The sequence below is a fragment of the Robertkochia flava genome (assembly GCF_020166515.1).
GTDB classification, from domain to species: Bacteria; Bacteroidota; Bacteroidia; order Flavobacteriales; family Flavobacteriaceae; genus Robertkochia; species Robertkochia flava.
Genome location: NZ_JAINZT010000001.1, coordinates 30615 through 47047 on the forward strand (window position 1 = coordinate 30615; position 16433 = coordinate 47047).

The following is a 16433-nucleotide window of genomic DNA, read 5'->3' on the forward strand; positions in this document are numbered from 1 at the left end:
TTAATTACTTATAATTTTTTTGATTCCTGAGAACACCATAGCAACAACAGCTATAATGGCGAGTAGGTAAAAGGCCCAAAGACCGGCACCTACCATTTTAGAGGTTCCTTCTGTTACGTTAATACCTCTTTGCGCAAGTCTGTCCAGGTTAATATCTGTACCTGAAGACAACACTGCGTAGCTGATGAACAATACCAGGGCAAAAACTCCCAGGGAAATCAACGCTTTCTTCAATTTATCCGGGTGCGTCAATAATTGCCATATTGAAAAGGCAAAGGTTACGACTGCAGTAATAATGGTCATCCAATACCCCAGATTTATCATAACATCAACCATACCGGATTGTGAAGGATTGTCGTTACGGGCGATCATCACCCATACCACGAGTCCTACAACTCCTAATATGATCGCTAATATTTTAGCTATTCTGTACATATTCTAATCTAATTTGGTCTGGTTATACAAATTACTTCTTGTGGTCTACAAGCATATCTACCAAAGTGATAGACGCATCTTCCATCTCGTTTACAATGCTATCGATCTTAGCGATGATGTAGTTGTAAAAGATCTGAAGAATAATAGCCACAATAAGACCAAATACGGTGGTAAGAAGTGCTACCTTAATATCACCTGCAATAAGTGATGCATCAAGTCCACCAGCGGCACTAATCTTATCGAATGCCTGGATCATACCAATTACAGTTCCCATGAACCCAAGCATCGGAGCGATCGCGATGAACAGAGACAACCAGGATACGTTCTTCTCCAGCTGACCCATCTGTACACCTCCGTAGGCAACTACAGCTTTTTCTGCAGCTTCTACACCTTCGTCCATACGGTCAAGACCTTGGTAATAGATAGAAGCAACAGGGCCTTTAGTGTTACGACAAACTTCTTTTGCGGCCTCAACACCTCCTGAGGCAAGGGCATCTTCTACTTTCTGAGCCAGCTTCTTAGTGTTGGTAGTAGCCATATTAAGGAAGATAATTCTTTCGATAGCTACTGCTAGTCCAAGGATCAAACAAAGAAGTACGATCCCCATGAATCCTGCACCTCCCTCGATGAAACGATTCTTAAGCTCTTGATGGAAAGTTCTGGACTCCTCAGCTGGAGCAGCCTCATCTTGTACAAGGGCAACAGCAGCGTCATCAAGTGCAACGATTTCTGAAATTCCTTCAGATACGGCAGGAATCATATCCTTAGCGTTGGCAGTTGTCGCAGTAAAAGCCAATAATCCGGCGATGGCCAGAATAGAGAATAGTCTTTTCATTTCTTCTAAACTTAAATTTGTTAGTTAATAGGGTTAAAGATAAAAAAAAATTGTTATTAAACATTAAATCCACAGCAGAGAGGAAGGGATTCGAACCCTCGATACGGTTTTGCCGTATACACACTTTCCAGGCGTGCGCCTTCGACCACTCGGCCACCTCTCTAAATAATCTTTACCATGCCTGCAGGCATTTGGAGCGGCAAATAACGAATTTTTTTTTAGTTCTTAAAATTTATGCCGTTAATTTTAAACCATTTCCCCCCGCAGGGAAGTTTCGAAAATTGTCTTGAAAACCTTTGCTCCCACTTCGTTTCCAAGCAGATACATCAACTTGGTCACTGCGGCTTCGGTAGTAATATCTTTTCCGTTTATCACTCCCAGTTTTTTCAAGTGGGAAGAGGTCTCGTAATGCCCCATCATCACACTTCCTCCGGAACACTGGGTAACGTTTACAATATGCTTCCCCTGATTTATAGCTTCGGCAACCAGATTGGTAAACCAGGGAGTAGTAGGCGCATTTCCGGCACCATAGGTTTCCAGAATTACCGCCCTGACCGCAGGATTCAGCAATATGGCAGCAGCCACCTCCGGGGAAAAGCCGGGGAAAAGTTTCATCAGTGCGATGCGGTTATCCATGTGCTTATGCACCTTAAGTTTCTTCCTGCCGGGATCCAGCAGGTTTTGATGGTTTACCTTCAGGTGCACCCCACTCTCGGCCAAAGGAGGAAAATTAAGCGAGGCAAAGGCCTCGAAATGCTCTGCATTGATCTTGGTGGTTCTGTTACCCCGGTAGAGCTTGAATTCGAAATACAGTCCTACCTCCCGGATCACCGACCTACCATTCTTTTTAAGTGCTGCCATCTCAATGGCCGTGATCAGGTTCTCTTTAGCATCGGTTCGCAGATCCCCAATAGGAAGCTGAGACCCTGTAAAGATCACCGGCTTGGCCAGATTCTCCAGCATAAAACTAAGGGCAGATGCAGAATAGCTCATGGTATCGCTTCCATGGAGCACCACAAACCCGTCATATTGCTGGTAACAGCCCTCAATCAGCGTGGCAATACGCACCCAGTGGCCCGGATCCATATTGGAGGAATCCAGCGGCTCTTCAAACGAATACGTATCAATTTCACAATCCAGGTGCGACAATTCCGGAATTCGCATCAGAAGCTTATCAAAATCGAAAGCTCTTAAAGCTCCGGTTTTAAAATCCTTCATCATTCCGATGGTACCCCCGGTATAGATTAGCAGTATTCTGCTTTTTTGCTTCATGACAATTCCAGTTTATTGATCACCGGGTTGGCATACATTTTCAGGAAACTTGCCAACTCCAGGGGATCTCCCTCATCTACCCTGCGTTTTATCCGCCTCTGAAATTGGCGCTCTTCCTTTTCCGTATATTTATCTGCGAACTTTTTGGAACCGCAAAGCAGGTCATAGGCAATATAATTCGAGGGCCATAGTTTGTAGTGACCGTGAATTTTTTCATCGATAAGGTCCGACAGCATCTGAAACTGCTTATTGACCGGCGCACCGGAAGCAGCGATGGCATCGAGCTCCGCACTCAAAGGCTTAGAGGCGGCAATATGGATTCGTTTCTTCTGCCCTGTGGCCCCTTTTAAAATACTGTTGAAATCTTCGTTTTCCGACTTGACGTACTCTACATCGTAATGCTTAGCCATAAGCTCCGGCATCTTAAGCATATCGGTCGGGTCAAATTCATAAGAAATGGAAACAGGCACGATCCTGAGCTTTTTCAAATACTCCATCACTCCTTCCCCCTCATTACTCAAAGCTATCATTTTAAGCACACCCTGATGGGTACGATCGTCTCCGTCTTTGGTACGCCCTTCCCGCTGGGCGATCCATACCGAACGACCCACTTCACAAAGCAGCTGACGGATATATCCGGACACCACCTTTGAACTCTGCAGCATTTCCCTGGCCCCAAGACCTCTTTTGATCAGGAAGTTGCGATTGAGCCTGGATAAGGCCAGCAAAAACGACTTCTTTACAAGGTTATCCCCGATGGCAGAGGCGGTCATGACCAGTCCGTGATCATATAGTGCCACATTCAGGAGAGAGGTATCGAGAATGATATCCCTGTGATTGGATATATATAAATAAGGAGTCCCCGGGTCAAGATCGTCAAACCCTTCCGTGGTGAACCCCTCGGAACTTCGCTCCAAAACCTGCTGTATGCTCTGATAGATCACACGGGTTTGAAAATCACGTATCGAATGGCAATCCTTGAGAATGGCCTGTACTTCCTCTACAGGGGTATCAGGAAAGGTAAACTGGAGCAGGGCCATGACCATAGGATGGCGGGCATAATCCCGCAGCACCTCATTCACTTCCTCATCGTGGTATGGCCTGATATCGTCGGTTGTAATCAATTGGTCGGTTTTTTATAGCACAAAACAACAAAAATTATCAAAAAACCCGGGGTAAAATCTCAGATTCCGAAAATTTTCTTTGAATTTTCGGTGGTTACAGCAGCTACCTCCTCCACAGAAATGCCGTATACTTCGGCCATTTTATCAGCCACATGGAGCAAATAAGAACTTTCGTTTCGCTTTCCCCGGTAGGGCACAGGTGCCAGGTAAGGCGAATCGGTTTCCAGAACCATATGTTCCAGCGGGAAATCGGCAAGGAACTTATCGATCTTACCGTTCTTAAAGGTCACCACTCCTCCGATACCCAGTTTCAGGTTGCAATCGATAGCGCGCTGAGCATCTTCGGCAGTACCGGTAAAACAATGAAATATCCCGAATAACCGATCGTCCTTTTCACTTTCAAGCACCTCAAATACTTCCTGGAAAGCATCGCGACAATGAATAATCACCGGAAGCTGCAACTCTTTGGCCCAACGGATCTGAGTTCTGAACGCCTCCTGCTGCTCTTTTAAAAACGTCTTGTCCCAATACAGATCGATCCCGGTCTCCCCGATCCCATATACCTTATGCGTTTCCAGCATTTCCCGCGCCTGCTCCAGCTCTTCTGCATAATTCTCCTTAACATGGGTAGGATGGAGTCCCGCCATCAGAAAAACACGCTCCGGATAGGATGCTTTCAGGTTGAGCATGGAGGGAATATAAGATGCATCAATGGCCGGAATAAAAAAGCGCCCGACTCCGGACTCGATGGCTTTTTGCATCACAGCATCACGATCTTCATCAAAAGCCTCACTATATAGGTGTGTATGGGTATCTGTTAAAATCATGGCGCAAAAATAATAGTTTAATCGGCTATATTTGCGAAAATTACATGAAGATCATGACCAGTCTTAAAAAGTTTCTCAGGGAAAAGGGATACACCCGGATCAAGCTCATCCGCACCAAAACCAATCACTTCGAAATGGATGCGCGCATCAATGGGGTAGACGGCACCTTTATTCTCGACACCGGAGCCTCCAGCACCTGTATCGGGATCGACTGCGTGGAAAAATTCCAGCTGATCTCTGAAGCTTCAGACATAAAGGCCGCGGGAGCGGGAGCTTCTGACATGCAAACGGAGATCTCCAGAAAGAATAGCATCAGCATCGGAGACTGGACACAAAAAAAGATCAAGATCGTACTCTTTGACCTGGCCCATGTAAACCAGGCCCTTATCAATCACGACGCCAAACCTGTTAACGGCATCATAGGAGCAGATATTCTAAAACGAGGAAAGGCGGTTATTGACTACGAGAAGAAGGCGTTGTATTTGAAATAAAAAGTGGTGGTACCGCTTTTTATTTGTGACGGGTGACGAATGACGAATGACCGGTTCAGCATCCTTAACAGGGCAGACTGTTTCACACCTTCCCAACAGAGCTCGCCAAGACAACCGCTAAGGACACATCATTCGCTACCAACAAAAAAAGCCCCCTGTTCCCAGGAGGCCTTTTCCAATATATCGTTATATCGTCTGCAACTTAAAGCTCCAGCGCTTTTTTCACATCGTTATCCATTAATAATTCTGTTGGATTTTCAAGGGCTTCTTTGACAGCCACCAGGAATCCTACAGACTCTTTTCCATCGATAATTCGGTGGTCGTAAGACAGGGCCACATACATGATCGGTCTGATCTCTACCTTTCCATCAACAGCAACCGGACGCTCTACGATATTGTGCATACCCAGGATCCCCGACTGCGGAGGATTAATAATTGGGGTAGACAACATAGAACCAAACACCCCACCATTAGAAATGGTAAAGGTACCCCCGGTCATTTCATCAACCGTTATCTGGCCGTCACGGGCTCTGATAGCCAGCCTTTTGATCTCCTGCTCCACTCCGCGGAAACTCAGGTTCTCTGCATTTCTCATTACCGGCACCATAAGTCCTTTTGGTCCGGATACCGCAACAGAAATATCACAGAATTCATATGAGATCATCTCCTTACCATCGATCATGGAGTTCACCGCAGGATACATTTGCAGCGCTCTTACCACAGCTTTGGTAAAGAAACTCATAAACCCGAGGCTTACACCGTGCTTAGCTTTAAAGGCTTCCTTGTGCTCGCTACGCAGTTTAAAAATCGGACTCATATCCACCTCATTAAAGGTGGTCAGCATAGCCGTCTCATTCTTGGCAGATACCAGTCGTTCTGCTACCTTTCTTCTCAGCATAGAGAGCTTGGAACGGGTTGTGGCGCGATTTCCTCCGGAAGGAGTTCCCATAGACGGCACCGCCTTAACGGCGTCCTCCTTGGTTACGCGTCCATCTTTCCCTGTACCCTGCACGTCGCCGGCATCAATGCCCTTTTCAGAGAGGATCTTTTTAGCCGCAGGACTGGCTGTACCCGTGGCATATGTTTCTTTGGCTGGGGCAGGTTTCGCCTCTTCCTTTTTCTCTTCTTTAGGAGCCTCTTCCTTAGGCGCTTCGGCCTTGGATGATCCCCCGGCAGGCTTTTCGGCACTGGTATCGATAAGACATACCACTTCGCCCACAGCTACAGCATCCCCTTCTTCTGCCTTCAGGGTGATGGTCCCGCTTGCCTCTGCCGGCAACTCCAGGGTTGCCTTATCTGAATCTACTTCTGCAATAGCCTGGTCCTTTTCCACATAATCACCATCTTCAACCAGCCATTGTGCAATCTCAACTTCTGTAATAGATTCTCCCGGCGAGGGGACTTTCATTTCTAAAATCATCTGTATCCTAATTTAGTCTTTAAATTCTTGTTTTGTATTTGGCTTAAAAGGATGTCCGATACAAATATATCCAATATCCCGTTGTCTTTAATCTCGCATATTATCTTTTGCAGCATCGAAAACATAATCGATCACTTCCTGGCGACGGATCCTGGACCTGGTAGCACTTCCGGCTGCCGGAGCAGAATAGAATCGTCTCGACGCCACACGGAACTTAGCTGCCTCAGGCATGTGTAGCAACAGGTAAGACCAGGCCCCCATATTTCTGGGTTCTTCCTGGGCCCATACCACCTCATCGGCGTTCTTGTACCCTGCTATAACCGCTTTGATCTCGTTTTCCGGAAGTGGGAATAACTGCTCCAATCGCACCAGAGCCACATCTTCTGTCTTTCCTTTTTCTTCACGGGCGGCGAGCAGATCATAATAGAACTTCCCGGTACAGAACACGACCGACTTCACCTTATCTTTCTTCACTTCACTGTCGTCAATGACCATCTGGAAACTTCCGTTGGCGAGCTCCTCTTTGGTGGAGACTACCTTGGGATGCCTCAGGAGGCTTTTCGGAGTAAAGACGATGAGCGGCTTTCTGAAATCGGCCTTCATTTGTCTTCTTAACAGGTGAAAGAAGTTAGCCGGGGTGGTTACATCGGCCACATACATATTATCCTTTGCGCACAGCTGCAGGTAACGCTCCATACGGGCCGAAGAGTGTTCGGCTCCCTGGCCCTCGTATCCATGCGGCAACAACATCACCAATCCGTTCTGCATTTTCCATTTGTCTTCTGCAGAGCTGATATACTGGTCGATCATGATCTGGGCTCCGTTACTGAAATCCCCGAATTGCGCCTCCCAGATAGCAAGGGTGTTCGGATTTGCCATGGCATAACCGTAGTCAAAGCCAACCACTCCATACTCCGAAAGCAAGGAGTTATAAATGTCGAACTTCCCGTTCTGATGTTCTCCCAAATCACTGAGCAACACCACTTCTTCTTCCGAGTCTTCCACCTTGATCACCGCATGACGATGCGAAAAGGTTCCCCGCTCCACATCCTGACCGGTGATCCTTACACCAAATCCTTCTTCCAGCAATGAACCATAGGCAAGAAGCTCACCCATAGCCCAGTCCAGTTTATTATTTTCGAAGAACATTTTATACCGTTCCCCAATCAAACGCTCGATCTTTCTTATGAATTTCTTATCATCCGGCAAAGTGGTGATGGCCTTTGCTATAGCAGACAGTTTTTCAAGAGAGTATGACGTATCCACAGGGGCGCACATCTCCTCTTTTCTGGCACGGTTAAAACCACTCCATTCATCCTGCATAAACGGTTTGATAACCGTCTGGCTAATCTTCCTGGAATCTTCCAGTTCTTCCTCCAGTACGGCCTTGTATTTACTATCAAGATCTTTCACATAATCTTCGGTGATCACTCCTTCAGCGATCAGCTTCTCAGCATAGATATCCCTGGGGTTCTTGTGCTTGGCGATAGCCTTGTACAATTTTGGCTGGGTAAAACGAGGTTCATCCCCTTCATTGTGTCCGTATTTCCTGTACCCGAGGAGGTCGATAAAGACATCCCGACCAAAACGCATACGGTATTCCAGCGCAAATCGGGAAGCATGTACCACGGCCTCTGCATCATCGGCATTGACATGCAGTACAGGACTCAGGGTTACCTTTCCGACATCGGTACAATAGGTAGAGGTACGCGCATCGAGGTAGTTGGTGGTAAATCCGATCTGGTTATTCACCACAATATGGATGGTTCCCCCGGTACGATACCCGTCAAGTCCGGCCATTTGCACCACTTCATACACTACACCCTGCCCGGCTACCGCTGCATCTCCGTGAACCACGATTGGCAGCACCTTCGAGAGGTCATCGGGGGTGTAATGATCCTGCTTGGCGCGGGCTATACCCTGCACCACAGGACCTACGGTTTCCAGGTGAGACGGGTTGGGAGCAATATTCATATTGATCTTATTCCCATTGTCGGTCTCCCGGTCACTGGTCCACCCAAGGTGGTATTTTACGTCTCCATCGAAGGAGTCGATCTCATAATCCTTTCCATCAAACTCACTGAAGATATCCCTGGCACTTTTTCCAAAAATATTGGTGAGGACGTTCAGACGCCCCCGGTGTGCCATCCCCATAACGAATTGCTCCACGCCCATGTCGGAGGCTTGTTCCACCACGGCATCCAGGGCAGGTATCAGCGATTCGTTACCCTCAAGGGAGAAGCGTTTCTGACCCACATACTTGGTATGCAGAAACGATTCAAAACTTACCGCCTCACTGAGCTTTCGCAGGATGTGTTTCTTCTGTTCGTCTTTAAACTTCGGGTGATTATCGTTTACGTTGAGCCAGTCCTGGATCCACTGCAGGATCTCGGGATGGCGAATATACATGTACTCGACCCCTATGGCATCGCAATAGATCGCCTCCAGGTGAGCTACTATTTCCTTCAGGGTAGAAGGACCTATCCCCAGGATGTCCCCTGCGTTAAAAACGGTCTCCAGATCGTTATCAGACAGACCGAAGTTTTCCAGGGCGAGCGTAGGAGCATATTTTCTTCGATCCCGAACCGGATTGGTCTTGGTAAACAGATGCCCCCTGCCTCGGTAGGCATCGATGAGACGAATCACCTGAAACTCCTTGTGAACATCATGTGAAATCTCATATTTTTCTCCGGTAGCGGGCACTTCCACAGTGAAAGTTTCCCCCTGAGCCATCGACTGCAACTCCTCGGGAGATGCATTCTCCATACCGAAATCAAACCCCTGGAAGAAAGCCCTCCAACTGGGTTCCACACTATCGGGATTTATTAAATATTGGTCGTATAACTCCGCAAAAAAAGCGGTGTGAGCCGCATTTAAAAAGGAATATTTATCCATGTTATCTTATCAACGCCTTCTTATGGGCAAAATTTTACAGACAAAAGTACAATAATTGCGAAAAACAGCATTCAATTTTAATATATTTATAGGAACAACAAAACAATTATGAGAATCCGATCAGCGCATTTCTTAAAATTCCTCTTCACCCTGTTTTTTTGCACCCTGACCCACTTGACCACTTACAGTCAGAGCTATACAACCCCAACCTCACAAAGCTTTGCCAGCCGCATGCGTTATGGAGGTGCCATAGGACTTGGGTTCGGAAATAATTTCTTTTCGGCTACCCTGGCACCTAGTGCGATCTACCAGGTAAACCCGTATTTCGCCACCGGGGTCGGACTAAATTTCAGCTATGCTTCTGAAAAGGATTTTTACGACTCCACTATTTTAGGAGGGAGCGTTATCGCCCTGTTCAGTCCCATCCGGGAGCTACAATTGTCTGCAGAATTTGAGGAACTCCGGGTTTCGAGAAATTTTGACAGGGATGTGCCCTTTATCGACCAGGATTACTGGTATCCGGCGTTATTTCTGGGAGCAGGATTTAATACGGGACCCGTAACGGTTGGAATACGCTATGATGTGCTTTATGACAGAGACAAGAGTATCTATGGCAATGCCTGGATCCCCTTTGTGCGGGTGTATTTCTAGTAGCGATTCTTATACCACACCTTTTGCCATTCCCTTTTGAGGATCAGAAAAGTAACCTGTTCAGAAAGCCTGACCAGGTCCGATCCATCGAGTTGCCGCACCTTATCTTCTGAGACATCGATAATATAAAGCAGGTTCAGGTAGTCTGCAAACCTGTCGTTCACCAGGCGATACACCATTTCATGAAGTTGCCCCTTAAGGTCTTCCGGAGTCGTCTTTTCCTCGAAACTCAACTCCACATTGGCATAGGCCAGGTCTTTATTTAACTGCAGCACCAGCTTGGTATAAAGGTCCTCTGCAGCGGCCACCGAAAGAAGTTCCTGTATCGTCTCCACCTTTTGCATTTCTCCTCCCATGACACTATTTATTTTTTAATTCTCGATTCATTTTGCTTTACAAAGGCCTCCCAGCCGCTGTAGCTTTTCGAGGTCACTGCCTTCCCACTGTTGTAAAAATGGCATACTGCCACCGCCAGGCCATCGGTGGCATCCAGGTTCTTTGGCAGTGTCTTTAAGCCCACCAGGCTTTGCAGCATTTTAGCCACCTGTTCCTTACTGGCACTTCCCTTTCCGGTAATGGCCATCTTGATCTTTCGCGGAGAATACTCCGTAACGGGAATCTGCCTGGAGAGTCCGGCAGCCATGGCCACCCCCTGGGCGCGGCCCAGCTTAAGCATAGACTGCACGTTTTTCCCGAAAAAGGGCGCTTCCAGAGCGATCTCATCAGGATGATAGGCATCGATAAGGCCTATGGTATGCTCAAAGATCTTTTGCAGCTTCAGGTAGTGGTCGGTATACTTTTTTAATATGAGTTCATCCAGCTGGATCAGCGTCATTTTCTGCCCCACACACTTGATAAGTCCGAATCCCATGATGGTGGTTCCCGGGTCGACCCCTAATATGATACGTTCCTTTTCCAAATAAGAAAGATTTAAGCCATTAATACTGATTACCGGGCCGGACACCTCTAAGGCGTTCTATTGCGTATTCAGAGGATTAGTTCACCCGTAAGACCACCGGCATTACCACTCGTGTACTCACCGGGATATCCCTTTTTAATGCGGGGTACACCTTGGGCAGACGACTCACTGTGAGCTCCATCAGACCGTCTAAAGCCGGTAACTGCCGCTCGGTTTCCTTGCTCTTATTGACAGATATGAGGGATATTTTCCCGGTATTGTCTATCAACAGATGCACCTTTACAGTGTCTTCAATATCCCTTCTTACCACCAACTGATGGTTACTGAGCGTCTTGTAGAAATGATTTACGAATTCCTTCTGAAAGCAGATGCGCTGTTCGGCCCGACTTGAGGTTTCGTCGCAGGATTCAAAAAGGGGGTAGCGATCCACATCGTTCCAGTTGATGCTTTTCATTTCCTCACGCACGATCTCTTCCCGCGATACTTTCCTGTTGGTAAAAAAGTCGCAGGACACCAATAAGCAACAGCAGAGTAAGAGCCCCAGTTTATGCATGCAGGTTAATTATGGGGGGAAAATACGATTTTTTGAAGAATTGGGAACTGTGATTAATCATTATAAGACCACATCCAGCTATCACAAAGCCTGAAACGTTCTTGACTAAATTATACCTCCTGCCCATAACGTAACGCAATAATCCTATAAAATTCAAGCTTCGCTACTTTTTTGCTCTATTAGACACAACTTATAATAGCAACAGTAAACCTGAATCTTTTGGAAAGGACATTACATCTTGAACAGTCTAAAAAAACCTTGAATGGCTTACTGTTCATTTTTGCTGGCCTACAGAGCCCTATTGACGAATCGACACCGACCATATCTTTCAAAACTTCAGAAATTTCAACAAGCCTTTTACAAAACATATTCTAATTCTAAGAATAAAAATAATAGGAGATTATTTTGAAATAAAAAGCCGGAGCAAAACGCCCCGGCCAAATCTATGGTGATTACAACATTTACTATACGTTGAATCAGTCAAGCTGAAATACGATGGGGTAAGCAAAGGTTACAGGAACGGGGTTGCCATCCAGGTCGCCTCCGGGATTAAAATCAGGCAGGGATTCAATAATTCTCCGGGCTTCCTGATCCAGAAGGCTATGCGGAGCCCTGGAGTTAATCACCTGAACGCTTCCATCCTCATTAATTCGGAAATTAATATAAACCCGGCCTTGAATTCCTTGCCTTCTCGCCTCTTCAGGATAGCTGAAGTTTTCCATGACATGAGCATTGAGTTTCTCCTTAAAACATTCAAAGGCCTCCTGTCCGTCTGCACAGGGCGATTTAAAACTGGGTTTTACCGGGATTTCTAAAAAGGGGACATCTTTAATTGACGAGGACTTTTGAGTATCGACATTCTCAATTGAATCTCCCGCCAACTTAAATACTATAGGGTAAGCCAAGGTTACTGGAACAGGGTTGCCATCTTCATCTCCACCCGGATTCAAAACAGGAAGGCTTTCTATGATCCGTCTTGCTTCTGCAGCAAGGGATTCATGACTGGATTTTACGTGCTCCACATGCACCACGCCCTGAACATCGATCTTCATGAGCACATAGGCGGTGCCTTCGTAACCATTCATCCTGGCATCCTCCGGATAGCTGAAATTCTCGATGACATGCTGATTAAGCTTCGCGGTAAAACACTTAAACGCCTCTTGCCCGTCCTCACATGGGGTCTTAAAACTCGGCTTTACCGGGATCTCTGTAAAGGGAGTCCCGACAGATTTCTCTCCAGTCTTCCCAGATGTTTTTAAATATTCTTCATAGGAAGCGTTCAAATATTGAGAAGAAATATTGTTATCGGGATCTGTTAAGCCCATGTCATCCTGAAACATCTTCTCATTGATCAGAAACAGGGCTGCCTGCCGATAGAACTGTTCCTCAGAAAGAACTCCCTCCTTTTTGCTTTCCTGATAGATCTCCGATAACTTCATCTTCAGTTCCTGCTGGGTATGAATCTCATCCTTGTACATATTATAGTATTTCTGCAGCTGAGGGTTTTCAATAACCAGTTCGCTTCCTTCCTGATTATTGACCTCCTGCTCACAGGAAGTATAAATCAGCATTCCCAGCAAAAGAGGAAGCATGAGCAAATACTTGAATTTTCTGATCGTCTTCGATCGGTTTTGATGTAACATAACGATTCGTTTTTTGATTAATGAATGATTGAAAAATGAATTGATGAATGAGATCTTTTGGGTCTGGAAGACCTCTTCCAGTAAGTATTGATAGGTTTCCTTTTTATGCGATCCGGCCATTTGAGCATCGGCTATATATTCATGCAGCTCGGTGATCCTGGCCTGGTATACATAGACCAGCGGATTAAACCAGAACAGGATGCGCAGCAGTTCGAAATACATCAGGTCCCAGGTATGCCCTTCGCGGATATGCACCAGTTCGTGTTCGATGATGTGATCGTGTTTGCGCTCCAACACTTTTCTTCCCAGGAAGATCTGCCTGAAGAAGGAAAAAGCCATTTCTCCCTGCTCCACTTCCACCTGCAGGTATTCCCGGAATCGTCTGATAGTGGCATGATACCGCAATCTGAAAAGCAGTCCCAGTTTATAGATAAAGAAAAGCATCGCAACAAGGCTACCGGAGAGGGCCACCCATTGCCAGGGAGTTAATTCCCAACCTGAAGAGACCGCAGCAGCTTCTACAACTGCAGGTGTCGGCTCCAGGAAGATCACCGGAAAGGCATTAGACAGCGGTTCGGGCGCTGTGGTTTTCAACGCCTCCAGTTTAATAAAAGGTACGAGCAGGGATACCAGAGGCGTCAACAACAGGTATATACGATTCCAGTTAAAAAAGGTCTCTTTCTTAAGGAACTGGTCGTATACCAGCAGGAATACAACCTGACAGGTGAGCATAATGATCAGATACCGTATCATAATTCCTTGTTTTTTTCAATTTCTTTCATGATCTCTTCCATCTCCTTCAGGCTCAGGTCATTCTTTTTCACAAAGAAGGACACCATGCTCTTGAACGAGCCCTGAAAGTATTTATCCACCACCGAATTGATCGACTGGTTGCTGTATTCTTCTTTAGCCACCAGAGGGAAATAGAGATAGCCTTTGCCCTTTGGCTCGTGATCTGCAAAGCCCTTGCTTTCCAGAATACGAATGATGGTAGACACAGTATTGTAGGCCGGTTTAGGATCCGGCAGTTCCTTTAAAACCGCCTTGACATTGGCTTTCTTTAATTTCCAGAGGATCTGCATCACCTCTTCTTCTGCCTTGGTTAATTGTTTCATATTACAATCTTGAATAATGATCGATGCGTATTTTCCATTCCCCGTTGCGCTCCACCCATAACAGGGTGAATTTTACCCGGGACACGACTTCCCGACCTTCCTTGTTTCGATATGTCAAATGTGAAATTCCGCGTTGCACTGCAGAAGTCCGATCCGGAATGATCTCTGTATTCTCCAATTCCCAGGAAATCCCCAGGCTTTCCATTCCTGACCAATAGGCATCGATCGCCTCCCGACCGGACACCTCATTAGCATCAGTGATCAGTACTGCATCATCGGTGTAGAAGGCAGCTACAGCAGCATACTCTTTTGTATTAAACGCGTCTTCCATTGCCCGGTTGGCGGCCAGTACCGCGGAGACGATATCCTGTTGCTGTGCTATTCCTCCCAAAGGAAACAATGCTAAAATTGCAGCCAGAATGATATGAATTGCCTGTGACCTCATAGCTAAGTTATTCATACTGTGAAAACAAATATAACTAAATATTTAGTTTCAACTAAAGTTTTAGTTATAAAAATGCAAAATCAGTCATCTCAAAATAATCAGCATTGGGATTTAGAGATCCCAAAAGACGCTCTTAGATGGATATATTATCGAATTAGAAAATTGACTGGATACTCGAATTCCACAGGAACAGGATTTCCAAATTCATCCTTCCCCGCATATACATTAGGAATATCGTTCAGATAGCCAAGAGAAGCCTGCTCAAGAACCGGATCAGGACCATCTACCCCCACTACAGTCACCTCCCCATTTGCCCGGATACCAATGGTCATTATAACCGTGCCATCGACTCTGCGACGCAGCGCATCTTCAGGATATACGAAGTTATTGCGAACAATGGCATCCAATACATCCATAAAACATTGGGCTTCATCCTTGTCACAGTCGTATTCAAACCGGGGCTTCTCCGCAACAGCTTCAAAGGGCATGGCGCCCGCATCTCGTGCCTCCGGCACCAGTTGCGTTCCTGAAACCGTATGTTCCGGAAGTGTGCCGCAGGCTGAAAATAAGATTACCAAAACTCCGGCGAACATGTTTAAATAGTAGCGGGATAACCAAGAGATCGGGGTAGTGCTCATATAAGAAAATTCAGGATATTAGAAAAAGAGCATGTAATATAGAAATTAATCTCTGGAATGAAAGGTGAAATTTAAATACTATCTTAACCCTGTATAATCAATCGCTATGGACATCTTTCTTATTTTATTAGGATTGCTTTTGCTGCTGATCGGACTCCTTGGAAGTTTTCTTCCTGCCCTGCCCGGGCCACCCCTGAGCTGGGTCGGACTGCTGCTGCTCTACCTCACCAAGAGCGTGCCCATGAACTGGTGGATGCTGGGCGTTACCCTGGCCATGGCCATTCTGGTGGTGATCCTGGACTATATTATTCCTGCGGCCGGCACCAAACGTTTTGGAGGCAGTAAGGCCGGGATCTGGGGAACCACGATCGGATTGCTGGTTGCCCTGGTGTTTCCCATATTCGGGGTGCTGGGCATTATTATCTGGCCCTTTTTAGGAGCCCTGGCCGGGGAATTCCTGAATAAGGCCGGACACAAACAGGCCTTTAAGGCCGCCTTCGGGTCGTTCCTGGGCTTCCTTACCGGCACCTTTCTGAAATTCCTGATCTGCATGATCTACCTCGGGATATTTATCTGGAAGGTCTGGGAATATAAGGGGGAGATCTTTTCGCTTGGAGGGTGACAGGTGATGAAGGTGAGTGGTGAGTGGTGAATTGTGAATTGATATTAAGGAATGGATTCTTCTTTCATTTATAATTAATCCCTCTTTGAAGAGATCGCCACAACCCCCTATCTCCTTTTCCCCACCCTAAAGGGCGGGAGAAAGGGGCATATTATGAAGATATTTGCCTGTAATCTTACCAAGGATCATACCCCTCTCCCTTTGGGAGGGTAAAGTAAAACCAGAGCTTTACATGGGGAGGGCATAGTTCTCCTTGCTAAATACAGAGCTCTAATCGGGAGATTGCCACGTCCCGCCAAAGCGGGACTCGCAAAGACAATAAATTCACAATCCATAATTCATCATTTATAATTAACAATTAATCCCTCTTTGAGGAGATCGCCACAACCCCCTATCTCCTTTTCCCCATCCTAAAGGGCGGGAGAAAGGGGCATATTATGAAGATATTTGCCTGTAATCTTACCAAGGATCATACCCCTCTCCCTTTGGGAGGGCATAGTTCTCCTTGCTAAATACAGAGCTCTAATCAGGAGATTGCCACGTCCCGC

General features: G+C 46.3%; 17 protein-coding genes and 1 tRNA gene. 3 read left to right on the forward strand and 15 right to left on the reverse strand.

Going from position 1 to position 16433, the window contains the following annotated elements; genetic code table 11:
• The 6 genes from K7R11_RS00130 to K7R11_RS00155 form a co-directional block, all read right to left on the reverse strand.
• Positions 1 to 435: a hypothetical protein gene (locus K7R11_RS00130; RefSeq protein WP_224487695.1), complete on the reverse strand. Its 435-nt coding sequence runs from the start codon at positions 433 to 435 to the stop codon at positions 1 to 3.
• A 31-nt stretch (positions 436 to 466) separates the two neighbouring features.
• Positions 467 to 1270 carry a MotA/TolQ/ExbB proton channel family protein gene (locus K7R11_RS00135; RefSeq protein ID WP_224487696.1) on the reverse strand — a complete coding sequence of 268 codons (804 nt, stop codon included), beginning with the start codon at positions 1268 to 1270 and terminating at the stop codon, positions 467 to 469.
• A gap of 75 nt (positions 1271 to 1345) precedes the next feature.
• Positions 1346 to 1433: transfer RNA gene (locus K7R11_RS00140), tRNA-Ser, on the reverse strand.
• Positions 1434 to 1516: 83 nt separating this feature from the next.
• Positions 1517 to 2542: an asparaginase gene (locus K7R11_RS00145; RefSeq protein ID WP_224487697.1), complete on the reverse strand. Its 1026-nt coding sequence runs from the start codon at positions 2540 to 2542 to the stop codon at positions 1517 to 1519.
• Positions 2539 to 3666, reverse strand: a complete 1128-nt coding sequence (locus tag K7R11_RS00150) for a 1-acyl-sn-glycerol-3-phosphate acyltransferase (RefSeq protein ID WP_224487698.1) — start codon at positions 3664 to 3666, stop codon at positions 2539 to 2541. The genes K7R11_RS00145 and K7R11_RS00150 overlap by 4 nt, the downstream gene beginning before the upstream one ends.
• 59 nt (positions 3667 to 3725) lie before the next feature.
• Entirely contained in the window at positions 3726 to 4493 is a 768-nt protein-coding gene (locus K7R11_RS00155; RefSeq protein WP_224487699.1) for a TatD family hydrolase, read from the reverse strand.
• 53 nt (positions 4494 to 4546) lie between these two features.
• On the opposite strand from K7R11_RS00155, the gene K7R11_RS00160 reads away from it, so the two are divergent.
• Complete coding sequence (locus K7R11_RS00160; protein ID WP_224487701.1) at positions 4547 to 4984, forward strand: retropepsin-like aspartic protease family protein; 438 nt, start codon at positions 4547 to 4549, stop codon at positions 4982 to 4984.
• A 202-nt stretch (positions 4985 to 5186) separates the two neighbouring features.
• Here the strand turns inward: K7R11_RS00160 and odhB are convergent, their stop codons facing one another.
• On the reverse strand, positions 5187 to 6404 hold the full coding sequence (gene odhB, locus K7R11_RS00165; protein ID WP_224487703.1) for a 2-oxoglutarate dehydrogenase complex dihydrolipoyllysine-residue succinyltransferase: 1218 nt from the start codon (positions 6402 to 6404) through the stop codon (positions 5187 to 5189).
• A gap of 87 nt (positions 6405 to 6491) precedes the next feature.
• The gene (locus K7R11_RS00170) at positions 6492 to 9299 is read right to left on the reverse strand and encodes a 2-oxoglutarate dehydrogenase E1 component (protein ID WP_224487705.1); all 2808 of its coding nucleotides are present in this window, start codon (positions 9297 to 9299) and stop codon (positions 6492 to 6494) included.
• A gap of 108 nt (positions 9300 to 9407) precedes the next feature.
• Between K7R11_RS00170 and K7R11_RS00175 the strand changes: the two genes are divergently transcribed.
• A complete protein-coding gene (locus K7R11_RS00175) occupies positions 9408 to 9950 on the forward strand; it encodes an alpha-ketoglutarate decarboxylase (protein ID WP_224487707.1) in 543 nt (180 codons plus the stop codon).
• Here the strand turns inward: K7R11_RS00175 and K7R11_RS00180 are convergent.
• From K7R11_RS00180 to K7R11_RS00210, 7 genes are all read right to left on the reverse strand, one after another.
• Positions 9947 to 10306, reverse strand: a complete 360-nt coding sequence (locus K7R11_RS00180) for a hypothetical protein (RefSeq protein WP_224487709.1) — start codon at positions 10304 to 10306, stop codon at positions 9947 to 9949. The genes K7R11_RS00175 and K7R11_RS00180 overlap by 4 nt on opposite strands.
• A gap of 8 nt (positions 10307 to 10314) precedes the next feature.
• Entirely contained in the window at positions 10315 to 10869 is a 555-nt protein-coding gene (gene ruvC / locus K7R11_RS00185) for a crossover junction endodeoxyribonuclease RuvC (protein WP_224487711.1), read from the reverse strand.
• A 76-nt stretch (positions 10870 to 10945) separates the two neighbouring features.
• Positions 10946 to 11422, reverse strand: coding sequence for an energy transducer TonB (locus tag K7R11_RS00190; RefSeq protein WP_224487712.1), 477 nt, complete (start codon positions 11420 to 11422; stop codon positions 10946 to 10948).
• A gap of 476 nt (positions 11423 to 11898) precedes the next feature.
• The gene (locus K7R11_RS00195) at positions 11899 to 13818 is read right to left on the reverse strand and encodes a M56 family metallopeptidase (RefSeq protein ID WP_224487714.1); all 1920 of its coding nucleotides are present in this window, start codon (positions 13816 to 13818) and stop codon (positions 11899 to 11901) included.
• The gene (locus K7R11_RS00200) at positions 13815 to 14180 is read right to left on the reverse strand and encodes a BlaI/MecI/CopY family transcriptional regulator (protein WP_224487716.1); all 366 of its coding nucleotides are present in this window, start codon (positions 14178 to 14180) and stop codon (positions 13815 to 13817) included. The genes K7R11_RS00195 and K7R11_RS00200 overlap by 4 nt, the downstream gene beginning before the upstream one ends.
• Position 14181: 1 nt before the next feature.
• On the reverse strand, positions 14182 to 14625 hold the full coding sequence (locus K7R11_RS00205) for a YybH family protein (protein WP_224487718.1): 444 nt from the start codon (positions 14623 to 14625) through the stop codon (positions 14182 to 14184).
• Positions 14626 to 14771: 146 nt separating this feature from the next.
• Positions 14772 to 15263: an energy transducer TonB gene (locus tag K7R11_RS00210; RefSeq protein WP_224487720.1), complete on the reverse strand. Its 492-nt coding sequence runs from the start codon at positions 15261 to 15263 to the stop codon at positions 14772 to 14774.
• A 106-nt stretch (positions 15264 to 15369) separates the two neighbouring features.
• Between K7R11_RS00210 and K7R11_RS00215 the strand changes: the two genes are divergently transcribed.
• Complete coding sequence (locus tag K7R11_RS00215) at positions 15370 to 15885, forward strand: DUF456 domain-containing protein (protein ID WP_224487722.1); 516 nt, start codon at positions 15370 to 15372, stop codon at positions 15883 to 15885.
• The last annotated feature ends 548 nt before the right edge of the window (positions 15886 to 16433 follow it).